Below are 16984 nucleotides of genomic sequence, written 5' to 3'. Positions count from 1 at the left end.
ATCACTTGCTGAAAGTTATCAAAGTTGCCTCAATCAAATTTCTGGGAATCACGTGCTTTGTGTTTATCGCTTTTGTCGGATGATTCTACAAAGTCGTGTGACGTAAGTTAAACAATTCTTTATGCAATTCAGTTCTTTGCCATGCAAGTAGGTCAGTTGTGGTAAAACATAACAAAGTGTTTAAGAGGGATTCGTCAACGCGTGGCGATTTCACTTCAAATCAGTTTAAGTGATTAAGGCGGTCATATCCGCTTTGGCGGTAGCGTTGTCTCACCCCTTAACACGGCGTTATGTTGCAACAGGAGTTTAACGAATTGAATCATTATTCTTTTGTCTTTATGGATAGCTTGAACGAGGCCTTTCTGAATGATTTGGAGGTGAGATTTGAAAACCAAGAAACCCTCGTGCTTGATAATTATCATGAGTTATTGATATTTCTTAACCTCTATTCGTCGTCTTTATTAGATAGTGTGTTTCCTGAAATCGAGGATGCCGTATCAGGCTGGTGTTTATCTACAATTCCATTATCGAAAAACCAAGAAGAATTTGAGTCGTTTTATCAGAATTGGCTTAATAAAACAGGCCGAGACAACAATATGGATGAGTATGGTCAGTTACTTTGTTTAAATTCTTTCTTTGGAAAAGTTCCCAAAGCAAGTCTTGTAGTAGTCTTGCATGAAGCAACATAACAAACTGTTCAAGCAGATTCGGCACGCGTGGCAGTTTTGGTTTGCAGTGACTTTTGTGTTTACGGAGCAGTGCAGAGGCATTTGTATAGCGTGCCTCACTACTTAACAGGGCGTTATGTGTTTGAAGGAGAAAACTTATGCAGCAGCTATTTTTTGTGGAAGAATCGGTGGCTGGTAGGTGTGGTCCTGATAGCTGCATGTGGAACCTTGATGAATTACATAATAATAACGTAGCAGCTATTCTTTCCGTGAATGACGGTGAAATGGTGCATGTTTCACTTTTAGAGACCTTGTGTATTGCTTACAGAAACATTCAGCTTTCAAGTAATGCACCACCTCTTGATGGTGACCTAGAGCATTGTTTAAAGTCTCTTCCTCAAATAGTCAGTTTTATCGAACAGCATAAGTGTAATGGTTTGGTCATTGTCCATTGTAAATCAGGCAAAGATCGCACAGGTTTAGCCTTAGCCGCATATTTAATGCGTACAAGAAACTTACTGCCCAATGAGGCGATTGAAGCTGTAAAAAATTTAAGGAGTATTGCTTTTACTGCTCCTGGCTGGGATGAGTTTTCGTTGAAGGTTCTGCGTGCATTGAGACACACATAACAAAGCATTTAAGAGTGACTCACAACGCTTGGCGATTTCAGTTTAAACTTGGCTTTAGTGTTTAAGGAGCAGTGGTTTCGGTTAGGTGTTAAGCGTTGTTCGCACCTTAATGCGGCGTTATAGGGATATTTATGTCAATTAGAGAACTCTTAAAGAGTGATTATCTAGATTTGGTACCAGTATTTTCAGAGATGGAAAATTACTATTTTGGAGTGGGGGCGGCAACAAACCCTCAAATTGAAGAATATTTATACAACAGAGTGTTTTCAGAATATTCTGGTGTAAAGGTTGTTGGCTATTATCTAGAGTCAGAGATTGTAGGTTTCGCCACATTCAGTATATTGTATCCAGCTCCGAAGTTGTCGGGGCAAATGTTCATGAAAGACTTGTTTGTTTCCTCCCGTGCTAGAGGAAATAAAGTTGGTCAAAAGTTAATGCGTTATATCGCTACTATCGCATTAACTCGGGGATGTGTCCGCCTCGATTGGACAGCAGAATCAACAAATCCTGGAGCAGGCCAGTTTTATGCTGCAATAGGAGCAAGCTGCGTTCACGAAAAAGAGTATTATCGTTTTGAGGGTGAGCAACTAGAGTCTTTCGCAAAATCCCTATAACAAGTCGCTCAAGTGGACTGCCAACGCGTGGCATTTTTGGTTTCAATGAGTTTTGTGGTTACGGCGCAATACTTTGAGTAATCTAGGCGTTGGCAGCCACTTAGCTCAGCGTTATGTGGTAGGAGAATATATTGGACATTAAACAGTTTGAGAATGAACTTGAAGTTGCTCTTGATAATTTGGAATTTGACGAATGGTCTGTATGTAGGCTGAGAATGGAATTTGCGGAAAGTATAATATCTAAGGTCGATTCTTTTAGATTAGTTGATGAAGTTTTAGAAATTGCATTGAGACAGTCAGATTCTTACGCAAAAAGTAGCTGCTTGGCACTTGCCTATGCTCTTTCGTTAAAATCCCAAACGACAGAGCTATCAAATTCTAGACGAGCGTTATTACTAAAAATCCAAAGTACGGCAGAGGCTACTATAAAAGTAGAGCTTGATAGCTTATTTAAATACTACCGCATTGAGCTAGCCACATAACAAACAATTAAACCGTGACTCACAACGCGAGGCATTCTTGGTTTGCAGGTGGGTTTGTGTTTACGGAGCAATGCAGGGGTCTTCGCGTAGCGTTGCTCGCACAGTTAATTGGGCGTTATGCGACAAGGGAAAATTTTGGGGTTTCTCTAAATTTAATCTCTTTGGCCAATCGTTTTTTTGTTTAGGCAAACCAGCATTTTCGGTCCAAATTCTTTAATCACTCAAACCGCAAAACATGCCAAAGTTCGTGAAGTTGCCTCATTAGAAATTGCATTTGGTCGTGGACGGTTTTTCAGGCGTAAAATGTGGAAAGGGCAAGTTTACGGAAAGCCGGTATTTGCTGAAATTTCGGTTCGTAGAGTTTCTCACAAGCAAAAGCTAATTCTTCGCTTTAAGGTCGTGTTCCGGGCTTGTGGCGACCTTTTTACGAAATGTTGAGTCCGTTGGTTCTTGAATCACAAAAAGTCATTTGCGTGTTTGTAGTTTCTCGTGTTTAAGGTAATGTTTTCGTTAGCCAATTTAGCATTGTCGAAAAATCGCATAACAAACAATTTAAGCAGATTCGCAACGCGTGGCAGTTTTGGTTTGCAGTGAGTTTTGTGTTTACGGCGCAATGCGGTAGCTTTTGTATTACGTTGCTCACTACTTAATTGGGCGTTATGCGACGAGGCTGATTTTTTAGGTTTCTTCAATTTCGCTCTCTTTAGCAGTTCATTTTTCTGTTTCGACAAATCAGCATCTTCGGCTTAAACTCTTGAATCACTCAAACTGTAAAACATGTCAAAGTTCGTGAAGTTGCCTCATTAAAAATCGTATTTGGTCGGGGAGAATTTTTCGGTCGCAAAGTGTGGAAAGGGCAAGTTTATCGAAAGTCGGCATTCGCTGACATTTCGGCTCGTTGAGTTTCTCACAAGCAAAAGCTTATTCTTCGCTTTAAGGCCGCGTTCCGCACATGTGGCTGCTTTTCAATAAATGTTGAGCCCGTTGGTTCTTGAATCACAAAAAGTTATTTGCGCGTTTGTAGTTTTCCGTGTTTAAGGTAATGTTTTCGTTAGCCAATTAAGCATTGCCGAAAAATCGCATAACAAACAATTTAAGCAGATTCGCAACGCGTGGCAGTTTTGGTTTGCAGTGAGTTTTGTGTTTAAGGCGTAATGCGGTAGCTATTGTATTGCGTTGCTCACTACTTAATTGGGCGTTAGCTGAACAGGAGGTTTATTTAAATATGGCGGCATATATTACTGAGGGTTATCCAAGTCGTTTAACCGACAGGCAGATTGAGCAACATATTAAAGAATACTCCGATGAAATTGTGAAGTTTCGGGGTAATACAAATTTTACTTCAGCATATGTACCGTTAATACAATTGGGTCAAGCTGAGTTACAAAATCGGCAGAATAAGAAAGTATTCAGATTGACACTTTTCATTAGTATTTTATCTTTGCTCGTGTCTTTTGCGGCGCTTTTTGTTTCTTATTCGTCGATGGATTCTAGTAGTAGTTGGGAGCAGTCTCAGATCGAGCTTCTGCAAGAACTAAAAGAGACTATGTCTAACCCGAAGATAAGTGTTGAAGCACCAAAAGTTGAAACCAACGAAGTCATTCAACAAGCTGATACACCGAAAGAAAGTTCAGCTAACAAGTTGCTTAAGAGTGATTCGTAACGCGTGGCAATTTTACTATGCGGTGACTTTTGTGTTTAAGACACTGTGCGGTAGCTTTTGTATTGCGTTACTCACACCTTAGCAAAGCGTTAGCAATCAAGGAGAAATTAAAGTTGAGTGGTTATCAACTGAATTTAGAAAATCAGCTGAACATGCTTGATGAGACTTGGGCTTCATTAATAAGTAATGGAGTCACCAACGAAACAGAGTTAGTTTTAGAATTTAGCTACTTATGTCCAAATAAAGCGTCAGCCATTCAACTAAACGATACCCTTGGAAACTATGAGTCACTGATCAGAAATGAGGGGTTTATTAACCGCTCATGGTTTGTTGAAGGATATTCTCACCCGACAACGGTAACCAAAGACACCCTTGTTCAATGGTTAGACTTTATGGTTACAAAAGGTTGGGAGTTTCAATGTCTATTTGATGGTTTTGGGGCTTCGTTTAGTTAAATTGCTAACAAACTGTTCAAGCAGATTCGGCACGCGTGGCATTTTTGGTTTGCAGTGAGTTTTGTGTTTACGGAGTAGTGCAGGAGCTTTTGTATAGCGTGCCTCACTACTTAACAGGGCGTTATACGTAGAGTGAGTTTTGCTGATTATTCCTTGTATCAAAGTCACCTTTTCTTGTGGTTCATCGCTTTGTATTTCCTTGTGTTTTCGTTAAATCATCAGGTAATGTCCCCGAAGCCTTCTCGCTCAAATTCGACGCGGTAGTGTTTGTTGAAACTCAGCTCTATCAAGTTGTCTGCCTAAAAGCTTACGTGCTTGCTGAAGTTCTGTTTTCTTTGGTGTTGTGTGTTTCAAGTGCGCTTCAATCAAAAATCGCTGAATGTCTTAGTCTCACAAAAGTGCATCAATACACATAAAAATTCGTGCTTACAAAGTGGAGCTTGGCTTAAAATCGTAGCTTCAGCGTTGGGCGTATAACAAAGCATTTAAGCGCGATTCACAACGCATGGCATTTTCGGTTTGCGTGGAATTTTGTGTTTAAGGCGCAATGCGGTAGCCGTTGTGTATTGCGTTGTTCACGCCTTAATGCGGCGTTATATGCTAAAAGGATTAAAATGAAAGAACCTTGGAAAAGGACACAAATGATAAGTACAACGATGTCCTAAAATCTGTCGTCAACTTGGCAACAGCTTCACTTTTGCTGCCTGTATTTTTTGCTCGTACATTTCTTAATGTCTCCTCAGAAATACCATTAAGTGATATTTTTACTTGTAGCATCTATTTTGCGTGGTTTTCGGCAGCGCTATCAATTTTCTTCGGGCTATTCTTTCAATATTGCTCAGCCAAATGGCTTCGCAAAGCCTATGGAAAAGAAGCTGGGTTGCTCTGGTGTAAAGATAATAAAGAGAAAACTATCGAGTGTGTAATGGAGTTTAGTTTTTGGTTTTGCATAAGCTTTTTTTCTATCGGTTTAAGTTTAACAACATGGTTCTTTTGGACTTACCAGGCAAGAGTTTAAGAACGCATATAACAAAGCGTTTAAGGCAGATTCGCAACGCGTGGCATTTTTGGTTTTATTTAGTTTAAGTGTTTTCGGCACAATGGTTTAGGTTAGGTGGTAGCGTTGCTCACTACTTAACGCGGCGTTATGAATATTAGCCACACATAGCTCATGAAGTCATGCTAAGATATTAAAAAATAAGATTTTTATGAAAATTAAACTACAAAATCATTTCGACATTCTCGATGATAATTATGTGTTAATTTGCACATCCAATAAAATAGAGAAAGATGCAGTTAATAGGATAATCAATCATCGCCATGAGCTAGAAGCTAATATGAACACACTAGGGTGTTCCATTGGCTTGCTGAATGACAAGTTCGTGGTTCACCTTACTGGTGAATCTGGTATGGAATCTGACATCGCCATATCAAGATTGGTCGTAGAGTATATCTCTAGAGAGAGAAATCCTAAACCAACACTCACAGTTTTATCAGGTTTTTGCTGGGGAAACCCAGATAAAGTAAGTAGTGAAAATGTTGTTATATGTAGCGATATAATTTCATTAAATAGTGATTCATACGATCAAAATGGTATTAGGTATAAATCTACGCCTTATACTAGTAGCATTAACTCTAGCTTCATTGATGGTAAAATAGAAAATACTATTTGTGGAACTATGTGTAGTTTAGAAACTCTGATTGCTCAAACTTCAAAGCGAGACGAAATTATAACAAAATTTCCTCATTTGCTTGGTGGTGAAATGGAAGGCTTTGGCTTTATTCCGAGCTTGAAGAGCTTACCTTGGGTCATAGTTAAAGCTGTTTCTGACTTCGCAAGTGACGACTTTAACCGAGAGAAGCAGATTATTGCGGCTGCCCGTTCTGCAAGTACGGTTCAAAATCTTCTTTCATTTTATGAAAGCGAAGGTTATATCAATCTAAATGCTACATCTTCCAAAAACTTATGCTTAACACATGCGCTATATGGTAAGCAGATTATAGTTACGAACAAAGAAGTTAATCCAAGTAATCTTAATGATTATATAGATAGCTTAGCACCCATAATTCAATATAAGCTTAGTTATTATTTAACAGGTGATGAATATGGGGATAGTTTTATAAAGTATTTTGGGTATCTTCTTTTAGAAACTGTCCAAAATTCATTTAAACATGGAGGTGCCTCCAGATGTGTGATTCACTTTGATGAAAGTAGTCTTTATATTCAAGATGATGGAAATGACTTTGAATTAAGTGGTTTGAGCTTTTATCAAAATACTGGTGGTGCTTTTTCTTGGTCAAAATTTAAAGAAAATTTTCTTGATCTAGGTTATGTCAGCTACAAGTTTGAAAAGAAAAAACATAAGTTTAAGCTTATAAAAGCTAATGAAAATATCACTAGAATAATTAGTGAATGTACTGCAAGCATTGTTGAGAATGCCATCGGTGGTTGGGCTAACTCTCAGATTCTTAGCTTCAAAGATGATTGTGAATCAGTTTATGTAGATGACCGTAATGTGTTTATACCATCGAGGAGGTTTTCTTTAGTTAATGAGGTAAAACGTATCATCGAGAGCGGTAGAGTTGTCTTTGTTTCTGTTAGCGACAATGAAAATGGTACCATTTATCAAAGTCTAGGTTACGGTCCAGACAAGTTAAAGATAATGGTGCATAAATAATATTCATAACAAAGCATTTAAGAGTGATTCCCAACGCTTGGCATTTTTCATTCCATCGTTGGGTCTTGTGTTTACGGTGGTATGGTTAAGTTTCGTGGTAGCGTTGCTCACACCTTAATGCGGCGTTATGTACTTTTTCTTTATCAAACAAGTAGTAGGAGTTGGTAATGACTACAGTTAGTTCACTATTTAGTGGTATAAAATTTCCTTATATCTCGCCGCTTCAGTTTACAGACTCAATAATGAATTCATTTGCTATACAAACTGAGGAAGTCATAAGCGCTGAGATTAATAAGTACAAACAAAATGGCCCTGAGGAAGAAGTTATTGAAATATGCCCCGAGGAGGGCATTTACGAGTACATCGAATCATACTGTGGTTTATCAAGTCATGAAGTTTTACTTGACGAAATTTTTACTGAGTACTTTCCGAGCTTGAACCGCCGTTCGGCTTTTCAAACAATCTACAGTACTTATGAAGTAGAATTACAAGCGTTATGTCGAAGATACCAATCTACATTGGGTGGAAAAAAGTTCGATAATTATGATGATTCTGGGGTTTTAAAAGTTCACAACTTTATCAAACATCGGTTCCCAAGCTTGAAAAACGCCGCAGAATGGAAAGCTATTGATCAATTACGAGTATTGAGAAATAGCTGTGTACATAATGATGGTCGAGCATACAAACTCAATGGTAATCCGATCCCCCTTATAAAAAGACTAATTAATAGCAATTCTAATTTGTTTCATCATGACGGTCTTATAGCTTTAGATGGGGCTGGAAAACAAATTTGCTACCCTAGCGGGGTTGTACGTAGAAATGGGCGTCATGTTCTTTTTGAATCTGGCAGTTTGCAATATGTCATTAAAGCATTTGGGGCATATGTAAAAGTTGTGAGCGAAGAGTTCGAGAAAGCCAAACCACGTACATAACAAACTGTTTAAGAGTGATTCGCAACGCGTGGCATTTTTACTATGCGTTGGCTTTAGTGATTAAGGTGGTTTGCGGCGGCTTCAGTATTGCGTTGCTCACACCTTAACAGGGCGTTATATGTCCGAGTACGCTCACCACACATAGGAGACAATAGTAGTGAAATGGGTAATTCATATAATGGCATTTTTTATAAGTGTATGTGCTGGAATTTGGTTTGGAGTTGAAAGAGTAACAGTTGCAGTTGATGCTATCCCACAGAAAGACGATTTAGACGTTTTGACTTCTATTACTAGTGTAATGAGCTTTGCTGCAAGCACTGCAGCTTTGATTATAGCAGCAAAAGCTTATTATCGGTGGCGATATCAAGCGGTGCATCAACATAAAATCCAAGCTGTCATTGATACTATAAAAAGTATTGCCAAAATTAAAAGTTTGATGAGTGAGGTTGTACTGTTTAGAGGTGATTCGTTTGAAACCGAAAAACTTAGTGTGAAACTTAGTGGCGCAATCAGTGAGTTAGATTACCAGTTGGATCTTTATTATGTACTAGATGCTACGGATGGGGACCAAGAGTTTCGCGTGCTTAATAAAATGCTGATGGTTGACGATATTATGAAAAATACCAAACATTATAAAGAACTGGCATTTGACTTTAATTTGATGCTAAACAAAAACGCTCTTAATGTGAACAGTGATTGTATTCAGATGAACTCAGTTGTAAAGCATCTCAGTTTAGGACCGATTATTCGCTCATTGTCAGATGATTACGAGGCTATTTTGACAACATATCATATAGATAAGAGTAAGCTCAACGCTAAGTTACATTACGAAGCTGAACGCGCTATACAGCCTTTATCTGAATGGTTGTAAACATATAACAAAGCATTTAAGAGTGATTCCCAACGCTTGGCATTTTTCATTCCATCGTTGGGTTTTGTGTTTCTGGTGGTCTGGTTAAGTTTCGTGGTAGCGTTGCTCACACCTTAATGCGGCGTTAGGTCTTGGAAAATATGATTCAGAATTTAGAAAAATTATGGGGACTGACTGGTACTACAAGAGATTTGTATGATGGTTCAGAAAGCTTGTATTTTGATCTAATAGGATTGAATTTATTAAAAAATCCTGAGTGTTGGGGTTACTGGTGTACTCCTACAAATACTGTCAGTTTTGCAAGCACAGGTGGAGATGGTGTTCATTTCGGTTTTTTGTGCGAGTCAAATGAACCAACTGAAAACTCTCCAATTGTTATGACTATTCCATGTGCAGATGTACCCAACATTATTGTTGGAGAGAACCTGAGAGATTTCTTAAGTCTTGGTTGCCGATGTGGCTACTTTGGACTTGAACAAATTGAGTATCAGCCAAAAATACATATCCCTTTATTGGATGCTCAATTATATCCAGATGATATGACAAGCATAGAAATAGGGATGCTAAAACTTATTGAATCGGAGTTCCAGTTAACACCTTGGCTTAACCACGCAGGAAAATTGGCGGAGTTAAAGCTTAAGTATTTTGGGTTACTGAATTATTCAGACGAGTACTACGAGATTACGACCTAACAAAGCGTTTAAGAGGGATTCGTCAACGCGTAGCGCTTTCACTTCAAATCGGCTTATGTGATTAAGGCGGTCATATCCGCTTTGGCGGTAGCGTTGTCTCACCCCTTAACACGGCGTTATGTGTACAAGTAGGAATTGAATATGAAAATACCTTTCGATAATAATTCTGGTGAAAAATATACCCTGGATGTAGTACCTAATGAAATTGAATCTGGTGATGGAGTGGTTATCACTTTAAATCAAAAAGCATGTGAAGCTTTCGCTCAGCTGTTTTCTCAATTGGCAAAAGAGCCTAATGGTGCACATATTCATCTGGGTTATGATGAATCAGAGCCTCAAGGTCCAGGGGTTAGGCTGGTACGAAATGACAACACATAACAAGGCATTCAAGCAGATTCACAACGCATGGCATTTTGGGTTCTGATTGAGTTCAGTGTTTAGGGTGGTAAGGTTGAGCTTTGTGGTCGTGCGTTGTTCACTACTTAATGCGGCGTTATGTTTCATTCAATAAAAACTCATGATCACCTATTATAAGTTAAGTTCTTTTATCATGAATCCATGCTGTGTAACGTGATGACACTCTTTTTAGCTAAGTATCTATATGGAGTGGTATTCTGTATGTGATAGGTTGTAATCTAATGCTTTAGGAGGGCATTATGATTAAAAACAGAAAGCAAATGTTAGTGGCTGTTACTATCGCTTGTAGTTTAGTGGCTATCGGAAATGTAGTTCTTCGAAGTTATTGGGGGTTGTAATACCAACATAACAAAGCGTTTAAGACAGATTCCCAACGCATGGCATTTTTTATTCCATCGTTGGGTTTTGTGTTTATGGTGGTATGGTTAGGTTTCGTGGTGGCGTTGCTCACTACTTAACGCGGCGTTATGTTTCACTTTGATTTAGAAGAAATAAAAGGTTTCTTGGCGCTTATTTCTTTGGTCTCTTTGGCAATTCGTTCGAGTTGCCTCAGCAATTCAATATTGTCTGCCCAAGTTCTTGAATCTCTCAAAAGTAATCACGCTTCAAAGTTCGTGGGTTGCTTCAATCCGAACTCGCATCTGAGCGTTGAAAATTGGTCTGGCTTAAAGTCGCTTCACTTTTATTTCCCAATTGGTAAATCTGCAGCGGGGCTTTCGGCAATTTTAGTTTTGTCTTTCGCTGTTTTGAAAGGGATGCAATCGCTCGCGAAAAGCTATCAAGGTTGCCTCAATCAAATTCCTAGGAATTACGCGATTTGTGTTTATCGCTTTTGTCGGTTAATTCCACAACGTCGTGTGACGTGAGTTAAACAATTTCTTATGCAATTCAGTTTTTTGCCATGTGAGTGAGTCAGTTGTGGTAAAACATAACAAACTGTTCAAGCAGATTCGGCACGCGTGGCATTTTGGGTTTGCAGTGAGTTTTGTGTTTACGGAGCAGTGCAGAGGCATTTGTATAGCGTGCCTCACTACTTAACAGGGCGTTAGGCTTAAGGACAATCATGTTCGATAGATTACAAAAAAGAGAAACTTATCGCGTTCTTGGGCTAGCGGCTATGCACTCAGGCGGTAGTGAGTACAAAATATCTTGGGCTATGTATTTGCTAGAACAAGGCATAGAAACAAGTAGTCTTGCTATACTGGCTTCTCTTTTAAGTCCAGTAAATGAGTTTGAAGCTGAAGACTATTTTAATATTGTTCTCAGCGAATTAGGTATTGAACGCCCTGACGACGAAGCAGTTCTGAAAGGATATGCCAAAGCTTTAGTTCAGGATGTATTGGAAGGTACATTATCTCCAGAAGTTGCAGTCTCTCAAATTAATGAGATAAATATTCTGTTGGGATATCCGGACGAGCTTGCTGAATATGTCTCACTTGATGATGAATGGTACTGTGAGTGTATTAATGGTTGGTCTGAAGAACAAAGAAGATACGAAATAATTAAAGCGTGTAAAGATGTCGATAACAAATTTACGTACCCAGAAATGTTCAAAGCCTAACAAGGCGTTCAAGAGCGATTCCGCAACGCGTGCCAGTTTCGCTTCGCTCACAGTATGGCACGCATCGCGTCACGCCTTAACGTGGCGTTATGTTTCACTTTGATTTAGAAGAAATAAAAGGTTGCTTGGCGCTTTTTTCTTTGGTCTCTTTGGCAGTTCGTTCGAGTTGTTTCAGCAATTCAATATTGTCTGCCCAAGTTCATGAATCCCTCAAACATAATCACGCTTCAAAGTTCGTGAGTTGCTTCAATTTGAAATCGCGTCTGCGTGTTGAAAATTGGGCTGGCTTAAAGTCGCTTTGGTTCTCTTCCCCAATTAGCGAATCTGCAGCGGGGCTTTCGGCAATTTGAGTTTTGTCTTTCGCTGTTTTGAAAGGGATGCTATCGCTCGCTGAAAACCATCAAAGTTGCCTCAATCAAATTTCCGAGAATTACACGCTTTGTGTTTATCGCTTTTGTCGGTTAATTCCACAACGTCGTGTGACGCAAGTTAAACAATTCTTTATGCAATTCAGTTCTTTGCCATGTGAGCAAGTTAGTTGTGGTAAAACATAACAAAGTGTTTAAGAGGGATTCGTCAACGCGTGGCGTTTTCACTTCAAATCAGTTTTAGTGATTAAGGTGGTTATATCCGCTTTGGCGGTAGCGTTGTCTCACCCCTTAACACGGCGTTATGTTTCACTTTGATTTAAAAGAAATAAAGGGTTTCTAGATGCTTATTTCTTTGTCCTCTTCGGCTATTCGTTCGAGTTGCCTCAGCAATTCAATATTGCCGTCCTAAGTTCTTGAATTTCTCAACTCGTTTTATGCTTCAATGTTCGTGGGTTGATTCAATTTGAAATTGCGTCTGCGTGTTGAATATTGGGCTGGCTTAAAGTCGCTTGGGCTCTATTCTTCAATTAGCAAATCGGCAGCGGGGCTTTCGGCTATTTGAGTTTTGTCTTTCGCTGTTTTGAAAGGGATGCTATCGCTCGCTAAAAGCTATCAAAGTTGCCTCAATCAAATTCCTGGGAATCACGTGCTTTGTGTTTATCGCTTTTGTCGGTTCATTCCACAACGTCGTGTGACGTGAGTTAAACAATTTCTTATGCAATTCAGTTCTTTGCCATGTGAGCGAGTCAGTTGTGGTAAAACATAACAAACTGTTCAAGCAGATTCGGCACGCGTGGCATTTTGGGTTTGCAGTAGTTTTTGTGTTTACGGAGTAGTGCAGAGGCATTTGTATAGTGTGCCTCACTACTTAACAGGGCGTTATACGAACTTGCAAAATTTAGGGTGGAACGTGAATTGAAAGAATACGAAGTTTACCTGTTCGATATGGACGGAACATTAGTAAATTCAGAGCCTTTAAAGGGCAGAGCGTTAGCAATGGCTTGCTTAGATTATGGTGTTCAAGTTGACCACAATATCTATAAAGATGTTATGGGTGAAAGTTGGCAGGTTGTGACGGGACACTTCTTTACTCATGCCAATATTTCACCTGATTTAACAGAGTTTAATGGGTATTTTCGGTCTCACTATGAAAAGATGCTAAATAACGAACTAGAGCTCAATGTCGGCGCTAAGGCGTACATTGGTCAATTGAAGAATGCGGGTAAAAAATGCGGAGTTGTAAGTTCAGCAGCAACTTGGATGGTTGAAAATATTTTATCTTCTCTGCAACTAGAGAATGCTTTTGACCTTGTTATAACTCAAGGGCACGTAACTAAGCACAAACCAGACCCTGAAGCCTATACTCTCGCACTTACTAAGTTGAACGTATCACCAGAACAAACCATCGTGTTTGAAGATTCCACAGCGGGTATTCGCGCAGGCAAATCTAGTGGTTGTGATGTCATTGCAGTTAAGCATGACTTTAATGGTAAAAATGACCTAAGTGATGCAATAAAAGCAATTAGCACGTATGAAGAAATGTTCGTATAACAAAGCGTTTAAGAGCGATTCCGCAACGCGTGCCAGTTTCGCTTCGCTCAAGTATGGCACGCATTACGTCACGCCTTAACGCGGCGTTATGTGGTAGGAGAATATATTGGACATTAAACAGTTTGAGAATGAACTTGAAGTTGCTCTTGATAATTTGGAATTTGACGAATGGTCTGTATGTAGGCTGAGAATGGAATTTGCGGAAAGTATAATATCTAAGGTCGATTCTTTTAGATTAGTTGATGAAGTTTTAGAAATTGCATTGAGACAGTCAGATTCTTACGCAAAAAGTAGCTGCTTGGCACTTGCCTATGCTCTTTCGTTAAAATCCCAAACGACAGAGCTATCAAATTCTAGACGAGCGTTATTACTAAAAATCCAAAGTATGGCAGAGGCTACTATAAAAGTAGAGCTTGATAGCTTATTTAAATACTACCGCATTGAGCTAGCCACATAACAAACAATTAAACCGTGACTCACAACGCGAGGCATTCTTGGTTTGCAGGTGGGTTTGTGTTTACGGAGCAATGCAGGGGTCTTCGCGTAGCGTTGCTCGCACAGTTAATTGGGCGTTATGTGTAAAAGGAAATATTATGTCGAAACCAAAGGTTAGATTTGTAGTTGCAAGTGATGTGAATCCTCGCGATGGGATTGGTGTAGAAATATATAGAGATGATGAATTGACCGTAGAAATATTTCGCGACGATACAGACAGAACTCGTCAGATTACAGTTTTTAAAGAATCAGTCTCTCTTGAGTTAATGGAAGAGTCTATTGAAATCTTTAAAAGGGAAATTCCTTGGGATTTTATTGAGTACGATGAGTAAACACATAACAAACTGTTCAAGCAGATTCGGCACGCGTGACATTTTTGGTTTGCAGTGAGTTTTGTGTTTACGGCGCAATGCGGCAGCTTTTGTATTGCGTTGCTCACTACTTAATTGGGCGTTATGCAACATGGAGGAAGCTTAAGATGAGTAAGACATATAAAGGTTCTTGTTTGTGCGGAGGCATCCGGTTTTCTGTTAATGGTTTCAGTGAAAAAGCGGCAAACTGTTATTGCTCAATGTGTCGTAAATTTCATGGTGCAGCTTTTGGAACTTTGGTCGGAGTGCGAGGGTTAAAGTGGCTTTCAGGCGAGCAATTGTTAAAAGAGTTCGTTGCATCCAATGGTACTATTCGAACTTTCTGCTCCGAATGTGGTTCGAGTTTAGGCTTCCGTGTCAAAGGTTCAACTCATGATGAAATAGAGTTAGCTATCTCCACGTTCGACGACGATATACCAGTAAAAGTAGATGCCCAAATTTACACAGTGTATAAGGCAAATTGGTGTCACCTAGACCCTAAATTACCTGTGTTCACAGAGGGGCGTGAAGGTTAGGCGTACACCTTTGGGCTTGTTGCATAACAAACGCTTTAAGACGGATTCGCAACGCTTGGCGGTTTTGGTTTCATTCGGCTTTAGTGTTTACGGTGTAATGGTTTAGTGTCGTGGTAGCGTTGCTCACCACTTAAGCGGGCGTTATGCGATATGAGGAAGTTGATAGTATGGAAAGCAATGTAGTTAAAGAAATACTTGAAGCAGAGGAGAAGTTAAAAACTTCAATGCTCAATTCAGATATGATTGTCTTGCAAGACTTATTGTCTGATGACTTGGTATTTGTTAATCACCTTGGTCATAGAACTTCCAAACAAGACGATATAGCACTGCATGGCTCAGGCTTACTAGCTATTAAGTCAATCCAATTCCATGATCTTCACGTAGTACCTCAGAAGAATGTCGTTTTGGTTTACGTAAACGCGGAAATCAAAGGCAGTTATAATGGGGTTGTAGCAAACGGTGAGTTTGCATTTTCTCGTGTTTGGACAAAGCAAAAGGGTAACTGGCAGGTTATCTCTGCGCACTCAACAGTTATCGCATAACAAACTGTTCAAGAGGGATTCGCAACGCGTGGCATTTTCACTATGCGTTGGTTTTAGTGATTAAGGTTGTATGCGGTGGCTTTTGTATTGCGTTGCTCACCCCTTAACAGTGGAGTGATGTAAAGTTTGCCTATAAATCACAATGAACATTAATAAACTTAAAGGTATTTATAATCAATATCTTATATAATATTGGTTTGTTCTGGGTTGTTCATCTAAGTCTCTCTTGGTACGATAATTCTGCTACATATTTGCTACATGTTAGGATGTGTTATGGCTATCAAGCAGAAGATCACCAATACCTCTATCAAGTCTCTCACCGTCGAGCAGGGACGTTTAAACGATACCGAAATCAGCGGCTTTCACGCTCGAATTTCTCCCAAAGGTTCTATCAAGTATTACCTCTATTATCGACTCAACGGAAAGCAGCGAAATTACCTGATTGGTTCGGCTGATTCACTGACGCCCGCTCAAGCACGTGATTTAGCAAAAGAGAAATCCGGATTAGTGGCAAGTGGGGTTGATGTTCAGGAATCTCGCCACGAAGCGAAACGGCTTGAAATGCGCAAGAGCCTAACGCTTGGCAAGTATTTGGAAGAGCACTATAAAGACTATCTGGTCGCGATGAATCCCAAAAGGGCAAAGCAGTCTTATCAATGTGTAGCTAATAACTTTAAGCACCTTACCAACAAGCCATTAGATGAGGTCAGTGCTTGGGATCTTCAGCAGTGGGTTACAGAGCGTCGAAAGGCTGGAAAGGCTCCTGCCACAATTACCTACGCTTTTAACCGGCTTAAAGCGGCGTTTAACCGCGCCGTTGAGTGGGAGTTTATCGATTCCCACAACCTCAACAACGTCAAACTTATCAAAGAAGATAACACTCGCATTCGCTACTTATCTCAAGAGGAAGAGCAAGCCTTATTGAGCGCAGTAAAAGAGCGCGATAGCCGCTTACGTGATGCTAAGCGATCGGCAGTCCACAATAAGGCGGAACTAGGACGATTTATCGATTACTTTGAGCCTTTAATTATTATGGCAATGCACACGGGTATGCGAAAAGGGGAGCTGTTAACGTTACGTTGGGAGCACATTTCTATGGTTAATCGTTACCTCACGATCCGCTCGGAAAATGCTAAATCCAAGAAAAAACGGACAATACCGCTTAATGACACTGTCTATAGCATGTTGGAAAATTGGCGAGGTCAGAATCCAGAAGCAGTGTTTGTGTTTGAGCACCTTGGGAAACCTGTCGAGTTTTTTCAGCATCCTTGGCAAACGGTGTTGAAGGAAGCGGGCCTTCATGATTTCAGGTTTCATGATTTGCGGCATCATTTTGCAAGCAAATTAGTGATGGCGGGAGTGGATTTAAACATTGTTCGTGAATTGCTTGGGCACGCTGATTTAAAAATGACACTACGCTACGCGCATTTAGCCCCCGAGCATACAGCAGAAGCCGTTAGATTAATCGGTTAGTGGC

General features: G+C 39.8%; 19 protein-coding genes. All 19 read left to right on the top strand.

Annotated elements, in window-relative coordinates:
- Positions 1-314: 314 nt before the first annotated feature.
- The 19 genes from M1D72_RS05865 (at position 315) to M1D72_RS05775 (ending at position 16980) form a co-directional block, all read left to right on the top strand.
- On the top strand, positions 315-689 hold the full coding sequence (locus tag M1D72_RS05865; protein WP_456294891.1) for a hypothetical protein: 375 nt from the start codon (positions 315-317) through the stop codon (positions 687-689).
- 137 nt (positions 690-826) lie between these two features.
- A complete protein-coding gene (locus M1D72_RS05860) occupies positions 827-1297 on the top strand; it encodes a dual specificity protein phosphatase family protein (RefSeq protein ID WP_456294890.1) in 471 nt (156 codons plus the stop codon).
- Between the two features lie 131 nt (positions 1298-1428).
- Positions 1429-1911, top strand: coding sequence for a GNAT family N-acetyltransferase (locus M1D72_RS05855; RefSeq protein WP_456294889.1), 483 nt, complete (start codon positions 1429-1431; stop codon positions 1909-1911).
- 131 nt (positions 1912-2042) lie between these two features.
- Positions 2043-2393: a hypothetical protein gene (locus M1D72_RS05850; protein ID WP_456294888.1), complete on the top strand. Its 351-nt coding sequence runs from the start codon at positions 2043-2045 to the stop codon at positions 2391-2393.
- A 1225-nt stretch (positions 2394-3618) separates the two neighbouring features.
- Positions 3619-4056: a hypothetical protein gene (locus M1D72_RS05845; protein ID WP_053397284.1), complete on the top strand. Its 438-nt coding sequence runs from the start codon at positions 3619-3621 to the stop codon at positions 4054-4056.
- Positions 4057-4169: 113 nt separating this feature from the next.
- Positions 4170-4511: a hypothetical protein gene (locus M1D72_RS05840; RefSeq protein ID WP_456294887.1), complete on the top strand. Its 342-nt coding sequence runs from the start codon at positions 4170-4172 to the stop codon at positions 4509-4511.
- Between the two features lie 625 nt (positions 4512-5136).
- Positions 5137-5529 (top strand): hypothetical protein, encoded by a 393-nt coding sequence (locus M1D72_RS05835; RefSeq protein ID WP_456294886.1) that lies wholly within the window; start codon positions 5137-5139, stop codon positions 5527-5529.
- A 190-nt stretch (positions 5530-5719) separates the two neighbouring features.
- On the top strand, positions 5720-7189 hold the full coding sequence (locus M1D72_RS05830) for a hypothetical protein (protein ID WP_456294885.1): 1470 nt from the start codon (positions 5720-5722) through the stop codon (positions 7187-7189).
- 167 nt (positions 7190-7356) lie between these two features.
- Positions 7357-8121 (top strand): hypothetical protein, encoded by a 765-nt coding sequence (locus M1D72_RS05825; protein WP_456294884.1) that lies wholly within the window; start codon positions 7357-7359, stop codon positions 8119-8121.
- A gap of 157 nt (positions 8122-8278) precedes the next feature.
- Positions 8279-8992 (top strand): hypothetical protein, encoded by a 714-nt coding sequence (locus M1D72_RS05820; protein ID WP_213973599.1) that lies wholly within the window; start codon positions 8279-8281, stop codon positions 8990-8992.
- A gap of 140 nt (positions 8993-9132) precedes the next feature.
- The gene (locus M1D72_RS05815; protein ID WP_456294883.1) at positions 9133-9684 is read left to right on the top strand and encodes a hypothetical protein; all 552 of its coding nucleotides are present in this window, start codon (positions 9133-9135) and stop codon (positions 9682-9684) included.
- A 141-nt stretch (positions 9685-9825) separates the two neighbouring features.
- Positions 9826-10062 carry a hypothetical protein gene (locus M1D72_RS05810; protein WP_456294882.1) on the top strand — a complete coding sequence of 79 codons (237 nt, stop codon included), beginning with the start codon at positions 9826-9828 and terminating at the stop codon, positions 10060-10062.
- Positions 10063-11164: 1102 nt separating this feature from the next.
- The gene (locus M1D72_RS05805) at positions 11165-11662 is read left to right on the top strand and encodes a hypothetical protein (RefSeq protein WP_456294881.1); all 498 of its coding nucleotides are present in this window, start codon (positions 11165-11167) and stop codon (positions 11660-11662) included.
- Positions 11663-12936: 1274 nt separating this feature from the next.
- Positions 12937-13584 carry an HAD family hydrolase gene (locus tag M1D72_RS05800; RefSeq protein WP_456294880.1) on the top strand — a complete coding sequence of 216 codons (648 nt, stop codon included), beginning with the start codon at positions 12937-12939 and terminating at the stop codon, positions 13582-13584.
- 106 nt (positions 13585-13690) lie between these two features.
- Positions 13691-14041, top strand: coding sequence for a hypothetical protein (locus M1D72_RS05795; RefSeq protein ID WP_456294879.1), 351 nt, complete (start codon positions 13691-13693; stop codon positions 14039-14041).
- Positions 14042-14177: 136 nt separating this feature from the next.
- Positions 14178-14411 (top strand): hypothetical protein, encoded by a 234-nt coding sequence (locus tag M1D72_RS05790; protein WP_456294878.1) that lies wholly within the window; start codon positions 14178-14180, stop codon positions 14409-14411.
- Positions 14412-14557: 146 nt separating this feature from the next.
- Positions 14558-14965, top strand: a complete 408-nt coding sequence (locus M1D72_RS05785; protein WP_193061373.1) for a GFA family protein — start codon at positions 14558-14560, stop codon at positions 14963-14965.
- Positions 14966-15132: 167 nt separating this feature from the next.
- Positions 15133-15507 carry a nuclear transport factor 2 family protein gene (locus tag M1D72_RS05780; protein ID WP_456294877.1) on the top strand — a complete coding sequence of 125 codons (375 nt, stop codon included), beginning with the start codon at positions 15133-15135 and terminating at the stop codon, positions 15505-15507.
- A gap of 273 nt (positions 15508-15780) precedes the next feature.
- Complete coding sequence (locus tag M1D72_RS05775; protein WP_456294876.1) at positions 15781-16980, top strand: tyrosine-type recombinase/integrase; 1200 nt, start codon at positions 15781-15783, stop codon at positions 16978-16980.
- Positions 16981-16984: the final 4 nt, after the last annotated feature.

This window comes from Vibrio sp. AK197, assembly GCF_053903115.1.
Note: the sequence above shows the minus strand (reverse complement) of the source record. Positions and strands in the feature narration are given on the sequence as shown.

Bases quoted from the DNA above. Each gene is read 5' to 3' on its own strand.
- M1D72_RS05810 (WP_456294882.1), top strand. From the start codon at position 9,826: ATGAAAATACCTTTCGATAATAATTCTGGTGAAAAATATACCCTGGAT.
- M1D72_RS05830 (WP_456294885.1), top strand. From the start codon at position 5,720: ATGAAAATTAAACTACAAAATCATTTCGACATTCTCGATGATAATTAT.
- M1D72_RS05775 (WP_456294876.1), top strand. From the start codon at position 15,781: ATGGCTATCAAGCAGAAGATCACCAATACCTCTATCAAGTCTCTCACC.
- M1D72_RS05805 (WP_456294881.1), top strand. From the start codon at position 11,165: ATGTTCGATAGATTACAAAAAAGAGAAACTTATCGCGTTCTTGGGCTA.
- M1D72_RS05825 (WP_456294884.1), top strand. From the start codon at position 7,357: ATGACTACAGTTAGTTCACTATTTAGTGGTATAAAATTTCCTTATATC.
- M1D72_RS05845 (WP_053397284.1), top strand. From the start codon at position 3,619: ATGGCGGCATATATTACTGAGGGTTATCCAAGTCGTTTAACCGACAGG.
- M1D72_RS05790 (WP_456294878.1), top strand. From the start codon at position 14,178: ATGTCGAAACCAAAGGTTAGATTTGTAGTTGCAAGTGATGTGAATCCT.
- M1D72_RS05855 (WP_456294889.1), top strand. From the start codon at position 1,429: ATGTCAATTAGAGAACTCTTAAAGAGTGATTATCTAGATTTGGTACCA.
- M1D72_RS05815 (WP_456294883.1), top strand. From the start codon at position 9,133: ATGATTCAGAATTTAGAAAAATTATGGGGACTGACTGGTACTACAAGA.
- M1D72_RS05785 (WP_193061373.1), top strand. From the start codon at position 14,558: ATGAGTAAGACATATAAAGGTTCTTGTTTGTGCGGAGGCATCCGGTTT.
- M1D72_RS05860 (WP_456294890.1), top strand. From the start codon at position 827: ATGCAGCAGCTATTTTTTGTGGAAGAATCGGTGGCTGGTAGGTGTGGT.
- M1D72_RS05780 (WP_456294877.1), top strand. From the start codon at position 15,133: ATGGAAAGCAATGTAGTTAAAGAAATACTTGAAGCAGAGGAGAAGTTA.